Origin of the sequence: Mycoplasmopsis bovigenitalium (assembly GCF_900660525.1) — a bacterium.
Classification (GTDB): Bacteria; Bacillota_I; Bacilli_A; order Mycoplasmatales; family Metamycoplasmataceae; genus Mycoplasmopsis; species Mycoplasmopsis bovigenitalium.
The window spans coordinates 247,756-266,621 of sequence record NZ_LR214970.1; the positions used below are offsets into that span (position 1 = coordinate 247,756).

The following is an 18,866-nucleotide window of genomic DNA, read 5'->3' on the forward strand; positions in this document are numbered from 1 at the left end:
ATTACTAGGCATGCCTAGTTTTTATATTTTTAAAGCAAAATACAAGTGAAAGCAAAAATTTTGCTATCATTTAATTAATAAATTAATATTTACTTTTTGAATTCATAAATAGTTTATTAAGTAAAAACCGAATTGAAATTTAAGGAGGTATTATGGCAAAAAAAGTGAAGCAAAATAACACTAACGAAGCAGTAAAACAAAGAATTATTAATGCAGCCAATTCCTCTAGTATTTCGCTTTATAAAGAATATAATTCATCTTCAAAAGGTTTGCAAAATGATGAAATTATTGCCGAAAACAAAGAGTTGTATGGCTCAAACAAATTGGATAAAAAATCAGCAAACACACTTTGGCACAAAATTGTTTCGTCATTTTTCAATCCTTTTTCAATAATTTTGATTGTTTTATCAATAATTTCAATGATTACTGACATTATTTTGCCTTTGCATAGTGGCAAAAATGCCGAGCCAGCAACAATGGTTATTATTTTGTCAATGGTCATTATTAGTGGTACATTGCATCTAGTTGAAGAAGTAAGATCTTCATCTTCATCAGAAAAACTAATAAAAATGATATCCACAACAGCAAGAGTAAAAAGAGGTGGCATATTTTACGAAATACCGCTTGAAGAAATTGTAGTTGGTGATATTGTTACACTCGCTGCTGGAGATATTATTCCAGCTGATCTAAGAATATTAAGTGCCAAAGACCTTTTTGTTTCTCAGTCATCTTTAACTGGAGAAAGTCATGCAATTGAAAAATTAGCCAATCTTGTACCTAAATATGAATATGAAAATCTAGTTGATTATCATAATTTAGCATTCATGGGTTCAAACGTTATTTCAGGATCGGCAACAGCAATTGTTGTTGCTACTGGTAATCAAACTTATATTGGCCAAGTTGTTCAAAAAATTAATGCCAAACCAATTAAAACTGATTTTGAAAAAGGTGTAAGTTCAATTTCAAAATTGCTTATCAGAATTATGATGATTATTGTGCCAATTGTCTTTTTAATAATAGGTATTAAAGGGCAAATTTCAGGCAATAATAAATGACTTGAAGCATTTTTATTCGCAATTTCAGTGGTTGTAGGACTAACCCCCGAAATGCTGCCAATGATTATTACATCAACGCTTGCCAAGGGCGCGGTAATAATGTCAAAGAAAAAAACAATAATTAAGTCGTTAAATTCAATTCAAAATTTTGGGGCAATGGATGTTTTTTGTACCGATAAAACAGGAACACTAACCCTAGATGAAATTGTTTTAGAGCGCCACATTGATGTATCTGGAAAAGACAATAATAAAGTTTTAAAATACGGTTTTTTAAATTCTTATTTTCAAACTGGTTTAAAAAATATTTTGGACTTGTCAATTATTGATAAAACTGATGAATTAAGTGTTGTTGATGAACAATTAAGAAAACTTGATTCAAGTTATGTAAAAGTTGACGAAATCCCCTTTGATTTCGAAAGAAAACGGATGTCAGTTGTTGTTAAAGACAAAACAAAAATTCAAGTTATTACTAAAGGCGCCGTTGAAGAAATGATTTCTGTTTGTAGTCATATTGAAATCGAAGATGATGTTAAGGAACTAGATCAAAAAACTATTGATAAAGTTATAAAACACGTTGACAAGCTTAATGACCAAGGTATGCGTGTAATTGCGGTTGCAAGAAAAGATGTTGATGAATCACAAGTTGGTAAATTTGGTGTTGCAGATGAATCAAAAATGATTTTAATTGGTTATCTTGCCTTTTTAGATCCGCCAAAAGAATCAACTGCATCTGCAATTGAAAACTTGCATAAATTAGGTGTTGAGGTTAAGATACTAACTGGGGATAATGCTAGAGTAACAAAAGCAATTTGCGCCCAAGTTGGTCTAGATGCTGATAAAGTTATTCTTGGCAAAGATATTGAAAACTTATCAACACCTGATTTAGAAGAATTAGTAAATAAATACAATATTTTCGCAAAATTATCACCCGATCAAAAAGCACAAATTATTACTGCCTTGCGTAATAAAGGTCATGTAGTTGGCTATATGGGTGATGGAATTAATGATGCCCCAGCAATGAAAGCTGCTGATGTGTCAATTTCAGTTGACACAGCAGTAGACATTGCAAAAGAAAGCGCGAATATCATACTGCTTGAAAAAGATTTAAATGTATTAGCTACCGGCATAATTGAAGGCCGTAAAACGTATGCTAATATGAATAAATACATTAAAATGACTGTTGCAAGTAATTTTGGCAACATAATTAGTATATTGATTGCTTCAATAATGCTGCCATTTGTTCCAATGTTAGCAGTTCAAATATTATTCTTAAATTTAGTTTACGATATTTCCTGTGGTTCAATTCCATGAGATAATGTTGATAAAGAACTGCTTTTAAAACCTCGAAAATGGAATCCTAAGTCAATTACTCGATTTATGTTGTGATTTGGTCCTGTTTCATCAATTGTTGATGTTTTAGGGTTCATATTACTGCGCTATGTTTTTATTGCACAGTTGTATCCGAGCTTAAATGTTGATTCAGCTGAATTTATGACATTATTCCAAACTGGCTGATTTATAATCTCAATGTGAACGCAAAGTTTGATAATTCATTTTATACGAACTGAGAAAATTCCATTTATTCAATCTCGTCCAGCTCTTCCACTATTATTATTTTCAATATTGGGTTCAATATTAATTACAGTTAGCCCATTTATCCCTTGATTAAATGGCGCAATTAAGGTTCAACAATTAAATCCTTGGTTCTACTTAATGCTTTTCGGCTTAATAGTTTTATATGTAACTTTAACACTTATTGTTAAGTCGCTATTTATTCGCAAATATAAAGAACTTCTTTAATTTAAAACACGCGCAGGCGTGTTTTAATATTCCTCAATAAATCAACCATAATATAATTTCTTGACTTTTTCATGTTCTTTAAAATCGCTACATAAATTTGTTAGTGTATTTCGAAATACAGGGCCATGACCGCCAATGCGATTTTGCTCCCAAGTTATAAAATGTGCAAATTCATGCTCGATTGTGTGTTTAATTTTAGCTTCAGGATAAAAAAATAAATATTTTGTATAGTAAATAATATTTTTAAAATCCTCTTTGTTTGTGAATGCTTCTACATCTTGCAAACTATGTATATATTTGCCATACGCACCATTTAGAGACTTTATCATATATGGTATTTTTCTATTTATTTTTTCTTCAATAGATTCATGTGTGTTTTTAATTATCAACTCTAAGTAATTGGTCATTATTTCAATAACTTGTTTATTTTGCGTTTTCAATTTATTTTCAATTGATTTTGGTAAAAAAAATGTAACTTTTTTATTCTCAAAATCAATCAGCGGTTTAGTTGACTTTTTATTTAGAAACAAAATTTTCGCATCATATTCCGTGCCTAAAATAAACATTTTTTTGTGGGTTCTCAAACTCAAAAATGGCACGATGCCTCTAACAATATTAATTTGATTTCTAAAAGTACTTGTAATATTTTGCAATAAATTTTCAATACTTTTTTCAGTGCAGTAATTTACTAATATGACTTTATTTAATTCATATATGACAATATGTAAACAAGTTACATATTTGTAGCACGCGTGAGAATTTCGTTTTTTATATAACAATCTATATTTATCGTTGTTATGAGAGTAAAACTTTACGAATTCACTACTCATTTTGTTTTAATCCTTGTTCTCATTTTTTGATTTCTTTTAGGGATTTAACTTTATTAACTTTAATTATTTCGAGCATATTTTTAATTTTATCTGTATCAATAGAAGGTGAACTTGACAATTGGTTATAAACATCATTTAAAATTGTTTCAAAATTGTCAGTATTTACTACAATTGACCACTCTTGTTTTCCTTGCAAATTGTAATTAGCTTGTGTTGGTAAAAATAATAGTGAAAATGTTGGAATTTTAAAGCCACACATTTTATTAAAATGTTCAATGTGGCGCAAATTTTGGTGTAAAGGGTTAGCAAACTTTGCTTTTTTATTGTCATTAACAACATAAATGAAACGATTATTACTATCTCCTTCAATATTGCCTTGGAAATATTTTGATTCAACAATAATAATAAATTTGTCACAATAAAGCAAACCATCTATTTCAAACTGTTGTTCGCCTCCATAACTAAATTTTGAACCCTTTATAAATTTGTAATTTGAATTAGCAGCATAATTTTCTAATAATCTATTTACGTTTTCTTCGAATTTAAATCCTAAAGTATCTTTTCGTCTTTGTCTTAAGGCAAAAAATATTGATAATGATATTATCAAAGTAAATACCAATACCATCAAGATTATCCCTAAAGTAATTCCAAAAATCATATTTTTACTGATAGGATAAATTTCTCAATTATTAGATGTTTTATTATTAATATCACTCAATATTTTATTCATAGTTTAATTATAATTAATTAGATAATTTCTTAAAAATATATTTTATAGTTTATAATAAATTTATATTAATTAGGAGGTAAAATGTCAATCCAAATATTTTCAGTTATAGGAAGCGTCAACAAAGATTCATTGTCAGAAAAACTGAACAATGAAGTTGTTAAATTATTAATGAAAAAATTTCCTAATTCAACATTAAATCAATTGAACACGTCAAATTCAGAGTTTCAACATACATCGTTAAATGCAAATAATTTTAGTGAATTTTTTACAGAAACCAACTCAGATCATTGAATAGATATTTTAAAGGAAACTAATGTTTTAGTTATCTCAAGCCCGATGGTTAACTTTAACTATTCTGCAGGTATCAAAAACTTTATAGATTCAGTTGCGGTTGCGAATAAAACATTTTCATATAAATATAGTAAAAAGAATGGTTCAATTGGTTTGCTAGATAATTTAAAAGTTATTATTTTAGGAACACAAGGAGCTCCAGAAGGTTGATATCCATTTGGAAATTTCATTGAAAATTTACGGGGAATTTTTGACTTTTTTGGCGCTAATCAAATTGAAACATTACTTGTGGCAGGAAATAAAGTTGAACCTAATTCTTCAAAAACTCATGAACAAATAATTGACGAAAATCAATCAAAACTAATTGAAATAGTAAATTCAATAAATTATTAATAATTTTAAAAAGTGCCCTCATTGGGCGCTTTTTCTATTAAGTTATTTTAGTTTATGAATTTTATAAAAAATAAAGGCATTTGCCTTTATCATTATATTTTTCCTGTTGATGCTAAAACGATTCCCGCTGCCGTACCACCAATTCAAAGAAAAACTAAAATAACACTAATTGCAATACTGATAGATGAAATAATAATGCCTGCAAGCGCAAGAGACTTGCCATTATCATTTCTTTTTTTAGATGAAGAATATCCTAAACACGAAAGAATAAGACCAATCACTGAAAAACCAATGACTGATAAAACTAACCCAGCAATTGCTAGCCCATTAGAATCGTTACTTACTGGTTTCTGTTCGCTTTGGTTATTACTGCTCATAATGTTTTGCTCACTAGTTTTTTCTTTTAAAGCTGCATTACAATCAGGACAATTTACAATATTTTCAGTAAATTTTTTATCGCATGACTCACAAAAATAAAAATTCATTAAAGCTCCTATATATTATTAAAACATTTTTTTGTGTTAAAAATTATACTCTAGTGTTTTGTGTTGCTGTAAGAGATTTTCATTACTGTTAATTTAATGATAATTCTATAAATTACCAATTTCAATATAAAATTAGTGTCTTTCGAATTTAGTCTTGTAATAAATACCTTATTTTATAATGTAAAAATAGTTAATAAATTTATGTTAAATTGGATATTGTTTTTTATCTAGGTGGATTATTTTCTTGCGCCCTTTAAATTTTTATAATTTATAAATTTTTTTTAGCTGCTTTAAAAAATGTGATATTATGTCTATATAGATATAATCTAATTAGATATTTTGGAGTGTAAATGAGTCAAAATTTAGAATCAGGTATCCGCGAATCGTTGCAAAATTTAGTTACTTCGTTTGATAAAAAAATCAATAAGATTGCATTAGAAAACAAAATAACCTTAAGCCAATTTATGGTTCTTGAGGTATTATATTCTCAGGGGGAGATGTGTATATCTCAAGTTAGAGATTTAATTTGCAGTAGTGTTGGCACCATACCCATAATAATTAATAATCTAGAGAAAGCTAATCTTATTAAAAGGGTTTGTGTCCCTTGCGACAAGCGAATGTCAAAATTACAACTAACTAACGAGGGTCGAGAGGTTATTAGCAGATTGCTACCTATAAATAAGTCAATAATTAAAAACTCATTCAAAAATTTATCTGAAGATGAAAAAAAACAATTGTTATATCTATTGAACAAAATTGAAATCAATTAAATAGGAGAAAAAACTATGAGTATCATTACATCACTATCAATAAGAAGATCATACTATTTAATAAATAAAAAACTTGAGACTTCAAAAGATATTATTGTTGAAAAAATCAAAGAATTAACTGAACTAGTTCCAGACGCATTTAATATGAGAAGCTCACGCGTAGTAGTTGCTTTTAATGAAAAACATGAACAAATTTGAGATGCAATTTACGAGGCATATGGTGGTAAAGTAGCCCGCGATAAAATTGATTCATTTAAGGCTGGAGCTGGAACAATTCTATTTTATTATGACAAAAATACTATCGAAAATATGCAAAACGCGTTTAGTTTATATGCAGATAATTTCCCAATTTGAGCAAATCAAACAAACGGTGCATTACAAATATCTATTTGGTCAATGTTGAGAGAACTTAATATTGGAGCAACACTACAACACTACAACCCGGTTATTGATAAAAAGTTACAAGAATTATTAGGATTACCAGAAAATTTTGTTTTAGTTGCGCAAATGCCATTTGGCGGAATTGAAAAAGAAGTTGAACCAAAACAAGAAGAACCTATTGTTAATAGAGTTATTGTTGCTTAATGTCTAAAGCAGGTATACCTGTTTTTTTATTAATATTAATTATTATATTAAGTATTTTATTTTATTTATTTTAAAATCATTTAATGTTCTTTGCTGAATTTTTAACAATGCAAAAAAATTTCAAAAAAATATTTTTATTTTTAATAAAAGTGTTATCATAGTTAAGCAACTTAATTGTAGATGTTGCAATTGTTCTTTGAAAACTAGATATATAAACATGACGAAGTCAATTTTTTCGAGAGTTTGATCCTGGCTCAGGATGAACGCTGGCTGTGTGCCTAATACATGCATGTCGAGCGAAGTGATTTATCACTTAGCGGCGAATGGGTGAGTAACACGTACTCAACGTACCCTTCAGTTTGGCATAGCGGTTGGAAACAACCGATAATTCCAAATACTCGTAGATGCCGCATGGCATTTACGGAAAAGACGCCTTAAAGCGTCGCTGGAGGAGCGGGGTGCGCAACATTAGCTAGTTGGTGAGGTAACGGCCCACCAAGGCGATGATGTTTAGCGGGGTTGAGAGACTGATCCGCCACACTGGGACTGAGATACGGCCCAGACTCCTACGGGAGGCAGCAGTAGGGAATATTCCACAATGGACGAAAGTCTGATGGAGCGACACAGCGTGCAGGATGAAGGCCCTATGGGTTGTAAACTGCTGTGGTAAGGGAATAAAAAATAGTGTAGGAAATGCCACTATATTGAATGTACCTTATTAGAAAGCAACGGCTAACTATGTGCCAGCAGCCGCGGTAATACATAGGTTGCAAGCGTTATCCGGAATTATTGGGCGTAAAGCGTCTGTAGGTTGTTTGTTAAGTCTGGCGTTAAATTTTGGGGCTCAACCCCAAACCGCGTTGGATACTGGCAGACTAGAGTTATGTAGAGGTTAGCGGAATTCCTTGTGAAGCGGTGAAATGCGTAGATATAAGGAAGAACACCAACATGGCGAAGGCAGCTAACTGGACATACACTGACACTGAGAGACGAAAGCGTGGGGAGCAAACAGGATTAGATACCCTGGTAGTCCACGCCCTAAACGTTGATCATTAGCTGATGGGGAACTCATCGGCGCAGCTAACGCATTAAATGATCCGCCTGAGTAGTACGTTCGCAAGAATAAAACTTAAAGGAATTGACGGGGACCCGCACAAGCGGTGGAGCATGTGGTTTAATTTGAAGATACGCGTAGAACCTTACCCACTCTTGACATCTTCTGCAAAGCTATAGAGATATAGTGGAGGTTAACAGAATGACAGATGGTGCATGGTTGTCGTCAGCTCGTGTCGTGAGATGTTCGGTTAAGTCCTGCAACGAGCGCAACCCTTATCCTTAGTTACTAACATTCAGTTGAGCACTCTAGGGAGACTGCCCGAGTAATCGGGAGGAAGGTGGGGACGACGTCAAATCATCATGCCTCTTACGAGTGGGGCCACACACGTGCTACAATGGCCGGTACAAAGTGAAGCAACCTGGTGACAGTGAGCAAACCACAAAAAGCCGGTCTCAGTTCGGATTGGAGTCTGCAACTCGACTCCATGAAGTCGGAATCGCTAGTAATCGTAGATCAGCTACGCTACGGTGAATACGTTCTCGGGTCTTGTACACACCGCCCGTCAAACCATGGGAGCTGGTAATGCCCGAAGTCGGTTTATTAACAAACTGCCTAAGGCAGGACTGGTGACTGGGGTTAAGTCGTAACAAGGTATCCCTACGAGAACGTGGGGATGGATTACCTCCTTTCTACGGAGTACAAAGCTAATTTAATTAGCATTAACCTTATTTTTCAGACCTACTATTATTATTTATCGTCATGGCTTGGTTAGGTCCCAAGTGTATATCTAGTTTTGAGGGAACAATTCTCTCAATTGTTCTTTGAAAACTGAATAGTAAATATTTTAAAATATTACAACGACATCAAAAAATGAATAAATTTGGTTTATTCGTATTGATTCATCGAGTAATCATATTAATTATATGATTCATTGAAATGTCTTAAAATACACATCATAACAATAGGAAATCTTAATTTAATAAATTAAGGACATACTTTTAAATAAGTAAGAGTTTGTGGTGGATGCCTTGGGTCTGGAAGTCGATGAAGGACGTGATTACCTGCGATAAGCCTCGTGGAGCTGGATATAAGCTACGAAACGGGGATTTCCGAATGGGGAAACCTAACTAGGGTAATGCCTAGTTGCCTTCTTGTGAATACATAGCAAGTCGAGCGAGACACCATGTGAACTGAAACATCTTAGTAGCATGAGGAACAGAAAATAAATAATGATTTCTTTAGTAGCGGCGAGCGAACGAGAAACAGCCCAAACCACTTTAAAGTGGGGTTGTAGGACAGTCTACATAGAGTTACAAAATTTAATGATAGCAGAAACATTTGGGAAAATGTAGCATAGAGGGTGATACTCCTGTACGCGAAATCATTAAATCTCTTGACTGTATCCTGAGTAGGGCGGGGCACGTGAAACCCTGTCTGAATCTGCCGGGACCACCCGGTAAGGCTAAATACTAACCAGACACCGATAGTGAACTAGTACCGTGAGGGAAAGGTGAAAAGAACCCCGAGAGGGGAGTGAAATAGATTCTGAAACCACTTACTTACAATTAGTCAGAGCCCATTTAAGGGTGATGGCGTACATCTTGCAGTATGGACCGGCGAGTTATGTTATCATGCAAGGTTAAGCGGAAAAAAGCGGAGCCGTAGAGAAATCGAGTCTTAATAGGGCGTTAAGTATGATGGCATACACCCGAAACCAGGTGATCTATTCATGAGCAGGCTGAAGCTTGGATAACACCAAGTGGAGGGCCGAACCGTAGTACGCTGAAAAGTGCCCGGATGACTTGTGAATAGCGGAGAAATTCCAATCGAACTTGGAGATAGCTGGTTCTCCTCGAAATAGCTTTAGGGCTAGCGTGTGGTGTTAAGTAATGGTGGTAAAGCACTGAATGTGGAATGGCCGCGCCTAGCGGTACTGACTATAATCAAACTCTGAATACCATTATGGATTGCCATGCAGTCGGAACCGGGGTGCTAACGTCCCGGCTCGCGAGGGAAACAACCCAGATCGTCGGCTAAGGTCCCAAATTCGTGTTAAGTGAGAAAGGTTGTGGGGTTTCATAAACAACTAGGAAGTTGGCTTAGAAGCAGCCATCTTTTAAAGAGTGCGTAATAGCTCACTAGTCAAGAGACCCTGCGCCAACAATTTAACGGGACTAAAACACGAAACCGAAGCCACGGGTACATTTATGTACGTTAGAGGAGCGTTCTTAGGGCGGTGAAGTCAGACCGTGAGGACTGGTGGAGCGCTAAGAAGTGAGAATGCCGGTATGAGTAACGATTCGTAGTGAGAATCTACGACGCCTATTGGGGAAGGTTTCCTGGGCAAGGTTCGTCCACCCAGGGTAAGTCAGGACCTAAGGCGAGGCGGAAACGCGTAGTCGATGGACAACAGGTTAATATTCCTGTACTTTCTATAATAGTGATGGAGTGACGGAGAAGGATAGGCTTACCTCTTACTGGATTGAGGGGCAAATAGTTACTGGGAATTGTAGTAAAATGCGCAATTCATTAACCGGAAGCTATGACGCATAGGCTTTAGCTGAATTAGTTGATTTCATACTTCCTAGAAAAGCTTCTAAACTTAATATTATGGAAACCTGTACCGAGAACGGACACACGTCCCCAAGATGAGTATTCTAAGGCGAGCGAGAAAACTAGTGTTAAGGAACTCTGCAAAATGACCCCGTAAGTTCGCAAGAAGGGGTGCTCACGCAAGTGAGCCACAGAAAATTATGAGGGGCAACTGTTTATCAAAAACACAGCTCTCTGCTAAACCGCAAGGTGATGTATAGGGGGTGAAGCCTGCCCAGTGCCCGAAGGTTAAGTGGATGCGTTAGCTTATGCGAAGCGTTGAAATGAAGCCCGGGTGAACGGCGGCCGTAACTATAACGGTCCTAAGGTAGCGAAATTCCTTGTCGGCTAAATACTGACCTGCACGAAAGGCGCAATGATCTCTCAACTGTCTCAACACTAGACTCGGTGAAATTATGGTCCCAGTGAAAACGCTGGGTACCCGCATCAAGACGAAAAGACCCCATGGAGCTTTACTACAACTTCGTATTGAAATTTGGTCTAACATGTGTAGGATAGGTGGGAGACTTTGAAGCTAGGACGCTAGTTCTAGTGGAGTCAACCTTGAAATACCACCCTTGTTATATTGAGTTTCTTAACTTGCTACCCTGATCGGGTAGGAGGACAGTGCGTGGTGGGTAGTTTGACTGGGGCGGTCGCCTCCTAAAGAGTAACGGAGGCGTTCAAAGGTACACTCAATACGGTCAGAAACCGTATGCAGAGCGCAAAGGTAGAAGTGTGCTTGACTGTGAGACTTACAAGTCGAGCAGGTGCGAAAGCAGGACTTAGTGATCCGGCTGTACATTGTGGAATGGCAGTCGCTCAACGGATAAAAGTTACCCTGGGGATAACAGGCTTATCTTGCCCAAGAGATCACATCGACGGCAAGGTTTGGCACCTCGATGTCGGCTCATCGCATCCTGGAGCTGGAGTCGGTTCCAAGGGTTGGGCTGTTCGCCCATTAAAGCGGTACGCGAGCTGGGTTCAGAACGTCGTGAGACAGTTCGGTCCCTATCTGATGTGGGCGTTGGAATATTGATGAGAGCCGTTTTTAGTACGAGAGGACCGAAACGGACGTACCGCTGGTGTTCCAGTTGTTCCGCCAGGAGCATAGCTGGGTAGCTAAGTACGGAAAGGATAACCGCTGAAAGCATCTAAGTGGGAAGCCTCCTCAGAGATTAGTATTCCCTTGAGATTCCTTGAAGACTACAAGGTTGATAGGCTGGATGTGTAAGCATGGCGACATGTTGAGCTGACCAGTACTAATAAATCGATAGGTTTAAAAGTAATGTGTATTTAATACATTTCAATGAATTTAAAAATTACTATTCAGTTTTCAGAGAACACGCTGCTTAGGCAGTTTTTTTATTGCTTTTTTTGCAAGCAAAACTATAGAAAATTTAGATAATTTTTCTTTTATTAGTTTGTTAAAGTTATAAAATAACTTTGTATTTAAAATATAATTAATTAGGAGTTTATGAAGCAAAAATTTATTGCCAAAATAATAAAAATTCACTGAATAATTTTTTCTATATTTAGTGTTGCATTTTTAGTGGCAATTATTCATAGCTCTTCATTGATTTTTGGATACGTAATTGGAGCAAATATATCATTTTTGCTATTTTTATTTAAAGTAACTGTTTTTTATAAAATTATGTCTACTAAATTTAAGGGCTATGTTGTTGCCTTTACTGGATTAATATTTACACTTGCATTCGTTGGTTTACCATTAGGTGCCATTTTGTGAATTAATAAGTATTTCAATGGATATAATCAAATTATGTTCAGTCCAATTAATGTTTTTTGTTACATTTTTGGTTTAGTAAACATCCCTATATCGATATTTATCGTAGCTTTAATAAAAGAAAAAAAGGAGGTATATGCAAAAAATTAAAGATGGATTTTGGACTTGAAATCAGCCACAATTATTATCTTTATTTGTCACTATTCTAATTATTTTTATAATTTCACTTGTTGTTTTTATAAAAATCAAAAGAGAATCTAAACCAGATAAAGCACCTAGTAAAACAATTTTAGTAGCTGAATCTTATGTTCAATTAATTGATAATAATTACGATGATGTATCAGGAGGAAAACTTCCTTCAGCTCGTTTTTATATCTTTTCTGTTACAACATTTTTACTTGTTGGGAATATGCTTGGTTTAATAGGAATCGACCCTATCGCATCATCATATTCGATAACTCTAACGCTTGGAGCAATTACCTTTTTTGGTATTTATGTCATTGGAATATGATTCCAAAAATGATACTTTTTTCTACGATATGTTAAAAACCCAACCGAATTTCTTGGTCAATTTTCACCATTAATTTCACTTGGGTTAAGGATGTTTGGTAACATAGTTGGTGGCGCAGTTATTATGGCCTCAACTTATTATGCTGGCGGTTGATTATGAGGATTAATTTTCCCAGGTCCACAACTTTACTTTTTCTCGGTTATTTTAACACCTTGAATGCATTTATTTTTTGATGTATTTGGAGCAGTTGTACAAGCCTTAATTTTTACAGTATTAACAACAATTTATTGAACAAATGAAGTGGATAATAATTTGCCAAAAAAACACAATAAATCAAAAAGAAAAGTAATATCTTTAAATAAAGGTATTTATTAGGAGGAATTATGAATAAAGAAGGATTAATAGCATTAGCTGCGGGAATTTGTATGCTTGGTGTAATTGGAACTGGTTTAGGTCAAGGTCTAGCATCAGGTCGTGCCGCTGAAGCGGTAGGTCGTAACCCAGAAGCTGCATCAAAAATTAGAACAATAATGATTATTGGTATGGCCTTGGCTGAAACAGCTGCAATTTACTGTTTTCTTATTTCTATTCTATTATTGTTTGTTTTTGGTAAATAATGCATAAAACCGTGTTTTCAATATTAGCAGAAGGTTCTTATCCAGTTGTTGAACCTTCAGAAGGTTTTAAAGAACAGTTTAATAAACTTTGACCTTCGTGACCAATGATGCTTGCAACATTGGTTTCGTTAATAATAATTATGATTATTTTGTATTTTTTAATGTACAAACCTGTTAAAAAATCTCTTGCTGCGCGTCAAAAATTTATTCAAGACAACATTGACAAAGCAAAGGAAAACAATGCAAGTTCAGAGTTAGTTTTAGCTCAAGTAAATCAACGTTTAAAACAAGCTCACATTGAAGTTGATTCTCTAATTAATGACGCAAAACGTAGGGGTGATAAAGTCATTGAAAAATACACAGACAAAGCCAAAGCTGAAGCAAATAGAATTATTTCTGAAGCTAAAATTGATATTGAAATACAGAAACAAAAGTTTCTAAAAGAAAGCAAAAAACACATTGCATCGGCCGCTACAACATTGAGTGAAAAAATCTTAAAACAACACGTTGATTCAGAAATTCACAATCAAATTATTGATGATTTTTTAACTAAAAATGAGGATGAATAATGTATCAAAAAGCAAATGTTGATAGTTATGCAACGGCGCTTTGCGAGTTACTAATTGAAGATAATTATTTAAACGAAGGCTATAATTTCTTTTTAAATTTGTCAAAACAAATGGAAAATGATAATACTTTTATTGATTTTTTAGCTAATCAATCATTGCCAAAATTCCAAAAATTTGATCAAATCGATTCAATTTTCAATGATTTGGTAAAATCACAAACTATAATTAACTTTTTTAAAGTTATTGTTGAAAAAAATGTTTTTCGACTATTTAAGAGAATTATCAACAACTTCATTAAGATTGCTGAAAATAAACTTAAAATTAAACGTGCAAAAATTTTTAGTGCTTTTGAATTAAACAACATTCAAATTGAAAAATTCAAACAATATTTAGCAAAAAAATACAATTCAGATATTGCGATCGAAACTCACATTGATAAAAGCTTGATAAGCGGATTTAAAATTAAAGTTGACAATGAAATAATTGAACAAAACTATGCATTAGACTTGAAGAAAATGGGACAAATTATTGTTCAGAAAGGAGAAATTGATGAGTAATTACACGCAAGATATTTATAAAATCATTAAAAGCCGTATTAAAAATTTTAATTCACAAGTTGATTTCAGTGAAGTTGGCGAAATTGTTACAATTGGTGATGGTATAGCCCTTGTATCGGGTTTAGACAATGCTAAAAATGGTGAAATTATAATTTTTAAAGATGAAATATACGGAATGGTTTTAAACCTTGAAGAAGAAGTAGTGGGTATCGCCATCTTTGGTAATGCACATAAATTATCTGAAGGTGATAAATGTAAACGAACTGGTGAAGTTATATCAATTGGTGTTGGTGATGAGTTAATTGGTAGAGTAATTAACGTTTTAGGCCACCCTATTGATGGCAAAGGTCCAATTAAATACAGCCAAAAACGGGAAATATTTAAAGTTGCACCCGGTGTTATGAGCCGTAAAGAAGTTAACCAATCTCTTGAAACAGGGATCATCGCCATTGATTCAATGATCCCAATTGGCCGTGGCCAAAGAGAGTTAATTATTGGGGATCGCCAAACTGGTAAAACTGCTATTGCAATAGATACAATCATAAACCAAAAAGGCAAAAATATTAAATGTGTTTATGTAGCAATTGGCCAAAAAAATTCTACAGTTGCCCAAATTGTTCATAAACTACAAGAAACAGGCGCGTTAGAATACACAACTGTTGTTGTTTCAAGCGCCAGCGAACTTGCTCCTCAACAATATATAGCTCCTTATTCAGGTGTAACAATTGCTGAAGAATGAATGGCTAAAGGACAAGATGTTTTAATTATCTACGATGATTTAAGTAAACATGCTGTTGCTTATCGTACTCTTTCTTTACTTTTAAGAAGACCTCCTGGTCGTGAAGCTTATCCTGGTGACGTGTTTTATTTACACTCTCAATTATTAGAACGTGCAGCTCGTGTTAATGAGGAAAATGGCGGCGGTTCAATTACTGCCTTACCAATTATCGAAACCCAACAAGGAGATATTTCGGCTTATATACCTACTAATGTTATTTCGATTACTGATGGCCAGATTTTCACTCGTGAAAATCTATTCAACTCAGGACAGCGTCCTGCAGTTGATGTTGGTTTTAGTGTTTCTCGTGTTGGCTCAACTGCACAAATTAAAGCTATGAAAAAAGTTTCTAACTCACTAAAACTTGAACTAGCTCAATACAATGAAATGCTGGCATTTGCTCAATTTGGTTCTGATTTAGACCAATCAACCAAAACAATTTTAGAGCACGGTGCTAAAGTATTTGAATTTTTAAAACAATCTCAATATCAACCCATCGACATATATTCGCAAATTGCTATCTTACTTGGTAACAAAGAAAGAATTATTAACCCGTTACCAAAAGATGAGATTTTAAATTACCGTCAAGCTGTTATTGATTTTATGCACTCACCACATGGAATTGAGATAGCTAACCAAATAAAATTAGCTGACAATGATTTAACCGATAAAGTTAAAGACAAAATAAGCACACAACTTGTAAAAATAGTTAAAAGCATTGTTTCTACAATTCCGAATTATCATGCCAATGAACACGAAATGATTCCTGAAAAATATCGTGAGTTATTTGAGGCCTAATGTCAAGTTTACAAAAAATTAAAACGCGAATTGAAACAGTTCACTCGATTCGTAAAATAACACACGCGATGGAACTTGTATCAACATCAAAAATGCGCAAAGCGCGTGACCATTTTAATGATGTAAACTCATATTTTGAACAAGTAAGAAACATAATTAATATTTATTTAGCAAACACTCCAGAAAGTGAAGTAGATAATTTTTTACTTAGAAAAAACATTGAAAAACGTCTAATTATTGTTGTTACTAGTGATCTTGGATTAGCTGGCAGTTACAACTCAAATGTCATCAAACTTGCGCGAAATATAATCAATGACAATGATAAAATCATTGTAATTGGTGATAAAGGACAAATATTAGTGCAAAAATACCGCACAAACATTCTTCATCACTACTCATGAGAAAATAATGCTAGCACAGACCTTTCAAGTATGGTTGTTGAAGATGCTTTAGAATTAATTAGACAAAATGAAATTGGCAGTATTAGCATAATTTATAACGAATTTATCAACAATTTAATTCAACAAGAACAATGCAAAGAAATTTGACCTTTAAGCCTTAAATATGAACATTTTGGTGAAAATAAAATTAAAAAAATTATTGAATTTGAGCCAAATCAACACAATGTATCAGTTTCCTTGGCACAAGCATATTTAAATGCATCAATGGCTCAAGCTTTTGCTTCCGGCGTGCTTAGCGAATTTGCAGCTCGCCGAACCGCAATGGAGAGCGCAAATAACAATGCTGATGAACTAATAAAAAACTTAAATCAAGATTACAACAGAAAACGCCAAGGCAATATTACTCAAGAATTGAATGAAATTGTCGGTGGCGCAAATGCTGTATAGGAGGGAATATGAATAAAATTGGTAAAATTGTACAAATTTTAGGCCCAGTTGTTGACGTAAAATTTACTAAAGGCCATATGCCCGCTTTACTGAATGCATTAGTAGCTGAGTTTAATGGCGAAAAATATACACTTGAAGTAGCTCAACATATTGGTGATGAAACAGTTCGCACAATTGCAATGGTTTCAACAAATGGTTTAGCTAGAGGTGTTGATGTAATTGATACAGGTGCACCAATTTCTGTGCCTGTTGGCAATGAAGTTTTAGGTAGAATGTTCAACGTTTTAGGTGAAGCAATTGACAATAAAGCGCAACCTAAAACGAAATATGTGCCAATCCACGCTAAAGCTCCTAGTTATGAAGAACAAAGAACTACAAGTGAAATACTTGAAACAGGTATCAAAGTAGTTGATTTACTTATTCCTTATGCAAAAGGTGGCAAAATTGGACTTTTTGGCGGCGCTGGAGTTGGAAAAACAGTTCTTGTCCAAGAGTTAATTAATAATATTGCTACTGAACATGGTGGACTTAGTGTTTTTGCTGGCGTTGGTGAGCGTACTCGTGAGGGTAATGATTTATTCCACGAAATGAAAGCATCAGGCGTTCTTGAAAAAACTGCACTAGTTTTTGGTCAAATGAACGAGCCTCCCGGAGCTCGTATGCGTGTTGCTTTAACTGGCCTAACTATGGCTGAACACTTTAGAGATCAATCAAACCAAGACGTTTTATTATTTATTGATAATATCTTTAGATTTACACAAGCTGGTTCAGAAGTATCCGCACTTTTAGGCCGTATGCCAAGTGCTGTGGGTTATCAACCCACTCTTGCAACTGAAATGGGTCAGTTGCAAGAGCGTATTACTTCAACTCACCATGGTTCAATTACATCAGTTCAAGCAGTATATGTACCTGCTGACGACTTAACTGACCCTGCACCAGCAACAACATTTAGCCACTTGGATGCTAAAACTGTTTTAGACCGTAACATTGCTGCTCTTGGTATTTATCCTGCTGTTGATCCACTTGAATCAAGCTCAAAATTACTTGATCCACTTATTGTAGGTCAAGAACATTATAGTGTTGCATATGGAGTTGTTTCTATTTTGCAAAGATTCAAAGAATTGCAAGATATTATTGCAATTCTAGGTATGGGAGAGTTAAGCGAAGCTGATAAATTAATTGTTTCTAGAGCTCGTAAAATAAGAAACTTTTTATCACAACCATTTTTCGTTGCAGAAAAATTCTCGGGTAAAAAGGGTGCATACGTTAAACTTTCAGATACAATTAAGAGCTTTAAAGCTATTTTAGATGGAAATTATGACGAAGTTCCTGAACATCTATTCTTATATGCTGGTGATATAAGCGATGTTGATTCTCGTTACGCAGAATTCAATAAAAATAAAGAATAATGAATAAATTACATTTAACTATTTCAACCCCTGATGGTATCTTCTTAGAAGAATATATTAACTCAATTAGCGTAAAAACAATTGATTCTGGAGCAATAACCTTTTTATATGGACACGGGGCATTTATGGGTTCACTTGCTATTGATAAATTAACAATAAATAACCCCGGTGATGACAACTATCGTGTATGTGTTATTGGTGGCGGATTAATTTATACAGACGGCTACGAGTTAAAGATTATCACAAATGATATAACTTTAAAAGAAAGCATCAACATTGACGAAACTCAATCACGCAGAAACAAAATTTTAGACCAGTTGAAATTTGCTTCTAAAAAAGATGCTATTTCACTTGAAAACCAATTACGTAAAATTATTTTAAAAATTAATATTTATAATGAAAAATAAATCGCCGCGGCGATTTTTATTTTCCGAATAATACTTAATT

General features: G+C 34.1%; 16 protein-coding genes and 2 rRNA genes. 15 read left to right on the forward strand and 3 right to left on the reverse strand.

Annotation, left to right across the window (positions count from 1 at the left end; genetic code table 4):
• Positions 1-152 precede the first annotated feature (152 nt).
• Entirely contained in the window at positions 153-2,855 is a 2,703-nt protein-coding gene (mgtA, locus tag EXC34_RS01080; protein ID WP_129687554.1) for a magnesium-translocating P-type ATPase, read from the forward strand.
• Between the two features lie 23 nt (positions 2,856-2,878).
• On the opposite strand, the gene EXC34_RS01085 is transcribed toward mgtA, so the two are convergent.
• Both EXC34_RS01085 and EXC34_RS01090 read right to left on the reverse strand, forming a co-directional pair.
• Positions 2,879-3,385 carry a SprT-like domain-containing protein gene (locus EXC34_RS01085; protein ID WP_129687555.1) on the reverse strand — a complete coding sequence of 169 codons (507 nt, stop codon included), beginning with the start codon at positions 3,383-3,385 and terminating at the stop codon, positions 2,879-2,881.
• A gap of 292 nt (positions 3,386-3,677) precedes the next feature.
• Positions 3,678-4,415 carry a nuclease-related domain-containing protein gene (locus EXC34_RS01090; protein WP_129687556.1) on the reverse strand — a complete coding sequence of 246 codons (738 nt, stop codon included), beginning with the start codon at positions 4,413-4,415 and terminating at the stop codon, positions 3,678-3,680.
• An 81-nt stretch (positions 4,416-4,496) separates the two neighbouring features.
• Between EXC34_RS01090 and EXC34_RS01095 the strand changes: the two genes are divergently transcribed.
• On the forward strand, positions 4,497-5,099 hold the full coding sequence (locus EXC34_RS01095; protein WP_129687557.1) for an FMN-dependent NADH-azoreductase: 603 nt from the start codon (positions 4,497-4,499) through the stop codon (positions 5,097-5,099).
• A gap of 92 nt (positions 5,100-5,191) precedes the next feature.
• On the opposite strand, the gene EXC34_RS01100 is transcribed toward EXC34_RS01095, so the two are convergent.
• On the reverse strand, positions 5,192-5,584 hold the full coding sequence (locus EXC34_RS01100; RefSeq protein WP_129687558.1) for a DUF4190 domain-containing protein: 393 nt from the start codon (positions 5,582-5,584) through the stop codon (positions 5,192-5,194).
• Positions 5,585-5,934: 350 nt separating this feature from the next.
• On the opposite strand from EXC34_RS01100, the gene EXC34_RS01105 reads away from it, so the two are divergent.
• The 13 genes from EXC34_RS01105 (at position 5,935) to EXC34_RS01165 (ending at position 18,826) form a co-directional block, all read left to right on the forward strand.
• Complete coding sequence (locus EXC34_RS01105) at positions 5,935-6,354, forward strand: MarR family winged helix-turn-helix transcriptional regulator (RefSeq protein ID WP_129687559.1); 420 nt, start codon at positions 5,935-5,937, stop codon at positions 6,352-6,354.
• Positions 6,355-6,369: 15 nt separating this feature from the next.
• Complete coding sequence (locus EXC34_RS01110; RefSeq protein WP_129687560.1) at positions 6,370-6,939, forward strand: nitroreductase family protein; 570 nt, start codon at positions 6,370-6,372, stop codon at positions 6,937-6,939.
• A gap of 231 nt (positions 6,940-7,170) precedes the next feature.
• Positions 7,171-8,685, forward strand: a 16S ribosomal RNA gene (locus tag EXC34_RS01115).
• A gap of 307 nt (positions 8,686-8,992) precedes the next feature.
• A 23S ribosomal RNA gene (locus EXC34_RS01120) occupies positions 8,993-11,875 on the forward strand.
• The 16S and 23S rRNA genes sit together here, the layout of an rRNA operon.
• Before the next feature lie 190 nt (positions 11,876-12,065).
• The gene (locus EXC34_RS01125) at positions 12,066-12,482 is read left to right on the forward strand and encodes a hypothetical protein (RefSeq protein WP_129687561.1); all 417 of its coding nucleotides are present in this window, start codon (positions 12,066-12,068) and stop codon (positions 12,480-12,482) included.
• Complete coding sequence (locus EXC34_RS01130) at positions 12,469-13,218, forward strand: F0F1 ATP synthase subunit A (protein ID WP_129687562.1); 750 nt, start codon at positions 12,469-12,471, stop codon at positions 13,216-13,218. The genes EXC34_RS01125 and EXC34_RS01130 overlap by 14 nt, the downstream gene beginning before the upstream one ends.
• An 8-nt stretch (positions 13,219-13,226) precedes the next feature.
• Positions 13,227-13,460, forward strand: a complete 234-nt coding sequence (gene atpE, locus EXC34_RS01135) for an ATP synthase F0 subunit C (protein ID WP_004419585.1) — start codon at positions 13,227-13,229, stop codon at positions 13,458-13,460.
• Positions 13,460-14,029, forward strand: coding sequence for a F0F1 ATP synthase subunit B (gene atpF / locus EXC34_RS01140; protein WP_129687563.1), 570 nt, complete (start codon positions 13,460-13,462; stop codon positions 14,027-14,029). The genes atpE and atpF overlap by 1 nt, the downstream gene beginning before the upstream one ends.
• On the forward strand, positions 14,029-14,586 hold the full coding sequence (atpH, locus tag EXC34_RS01145; protein ID WP_129687564.1) for an ATP synthase F1 subunit delta: 558 nt from the start codon (positions 14,029-14,031) through the stop codon (positions 14,584-14,586). The genes atpF and atpH overlap by 1 nt, the downstream gene beginning before the upstream one ends.
• Positions 14,579-16,162, forward strand: a complete 1,584-nt coding sequence (gene atpA, locus EXC34_RS01150) for a F0F1 ATP synthase subunit alpha (RefSeq protein WP_129687565.1) — start codon at positions 14,579-14,581, stop codon at positions 16,160-16,162. Before atpH ends, atpA begins: the two co-directional genes overlap by 8 nt.
• Positions 16,162-17,010 carry an ATP synthase F1 subunit gamma gene (gene atpG, locus EXC34_RS01155; protein WP_129687566.1) on the forward strand — a complete coding sequence of 283 codons (849 nt, stop codon included), beginning with the start codon at positions 16,162-16,164 and terminating at the stop codon, positions 17,008-17,010. The genes atpA and atpG overlap by 1 nt, the downstream gene beginning before the upstream one ends.
• An 8-nt stretch (positions 17,011-17,018) precedes the next feature.
• Positions 17,019-18,419 (forward strand): F0F1 ATP synthase subunit beta, encoded by a 1,401-nt coding sequence (gene atpD / locus EXC34_RS01160; protein WP_129687567.1) that lies wholly within the window; start codon positions 17,019-17,021, stop codon positions 18,417-18,419.
• Positions 18,419-18,826 carry a F0F1 ATP synthase subunit epsilon gene (locus EXC34_RS01165; RefSeq protein WP_004419566.1) on the forward strand — a complete coding sequence of 136 codons (408 nt, stop codon included), beginning with the start codon at positions 18,419-18,421 and terminating at the stop codon, positions 18,824-18,826. Before atpD ends, EXC34_RS01165 begins: the two co-directional genes overlap by 1 nt.
• Positions 18,827-18,866 lie beyond the last annotated feature (40 nt).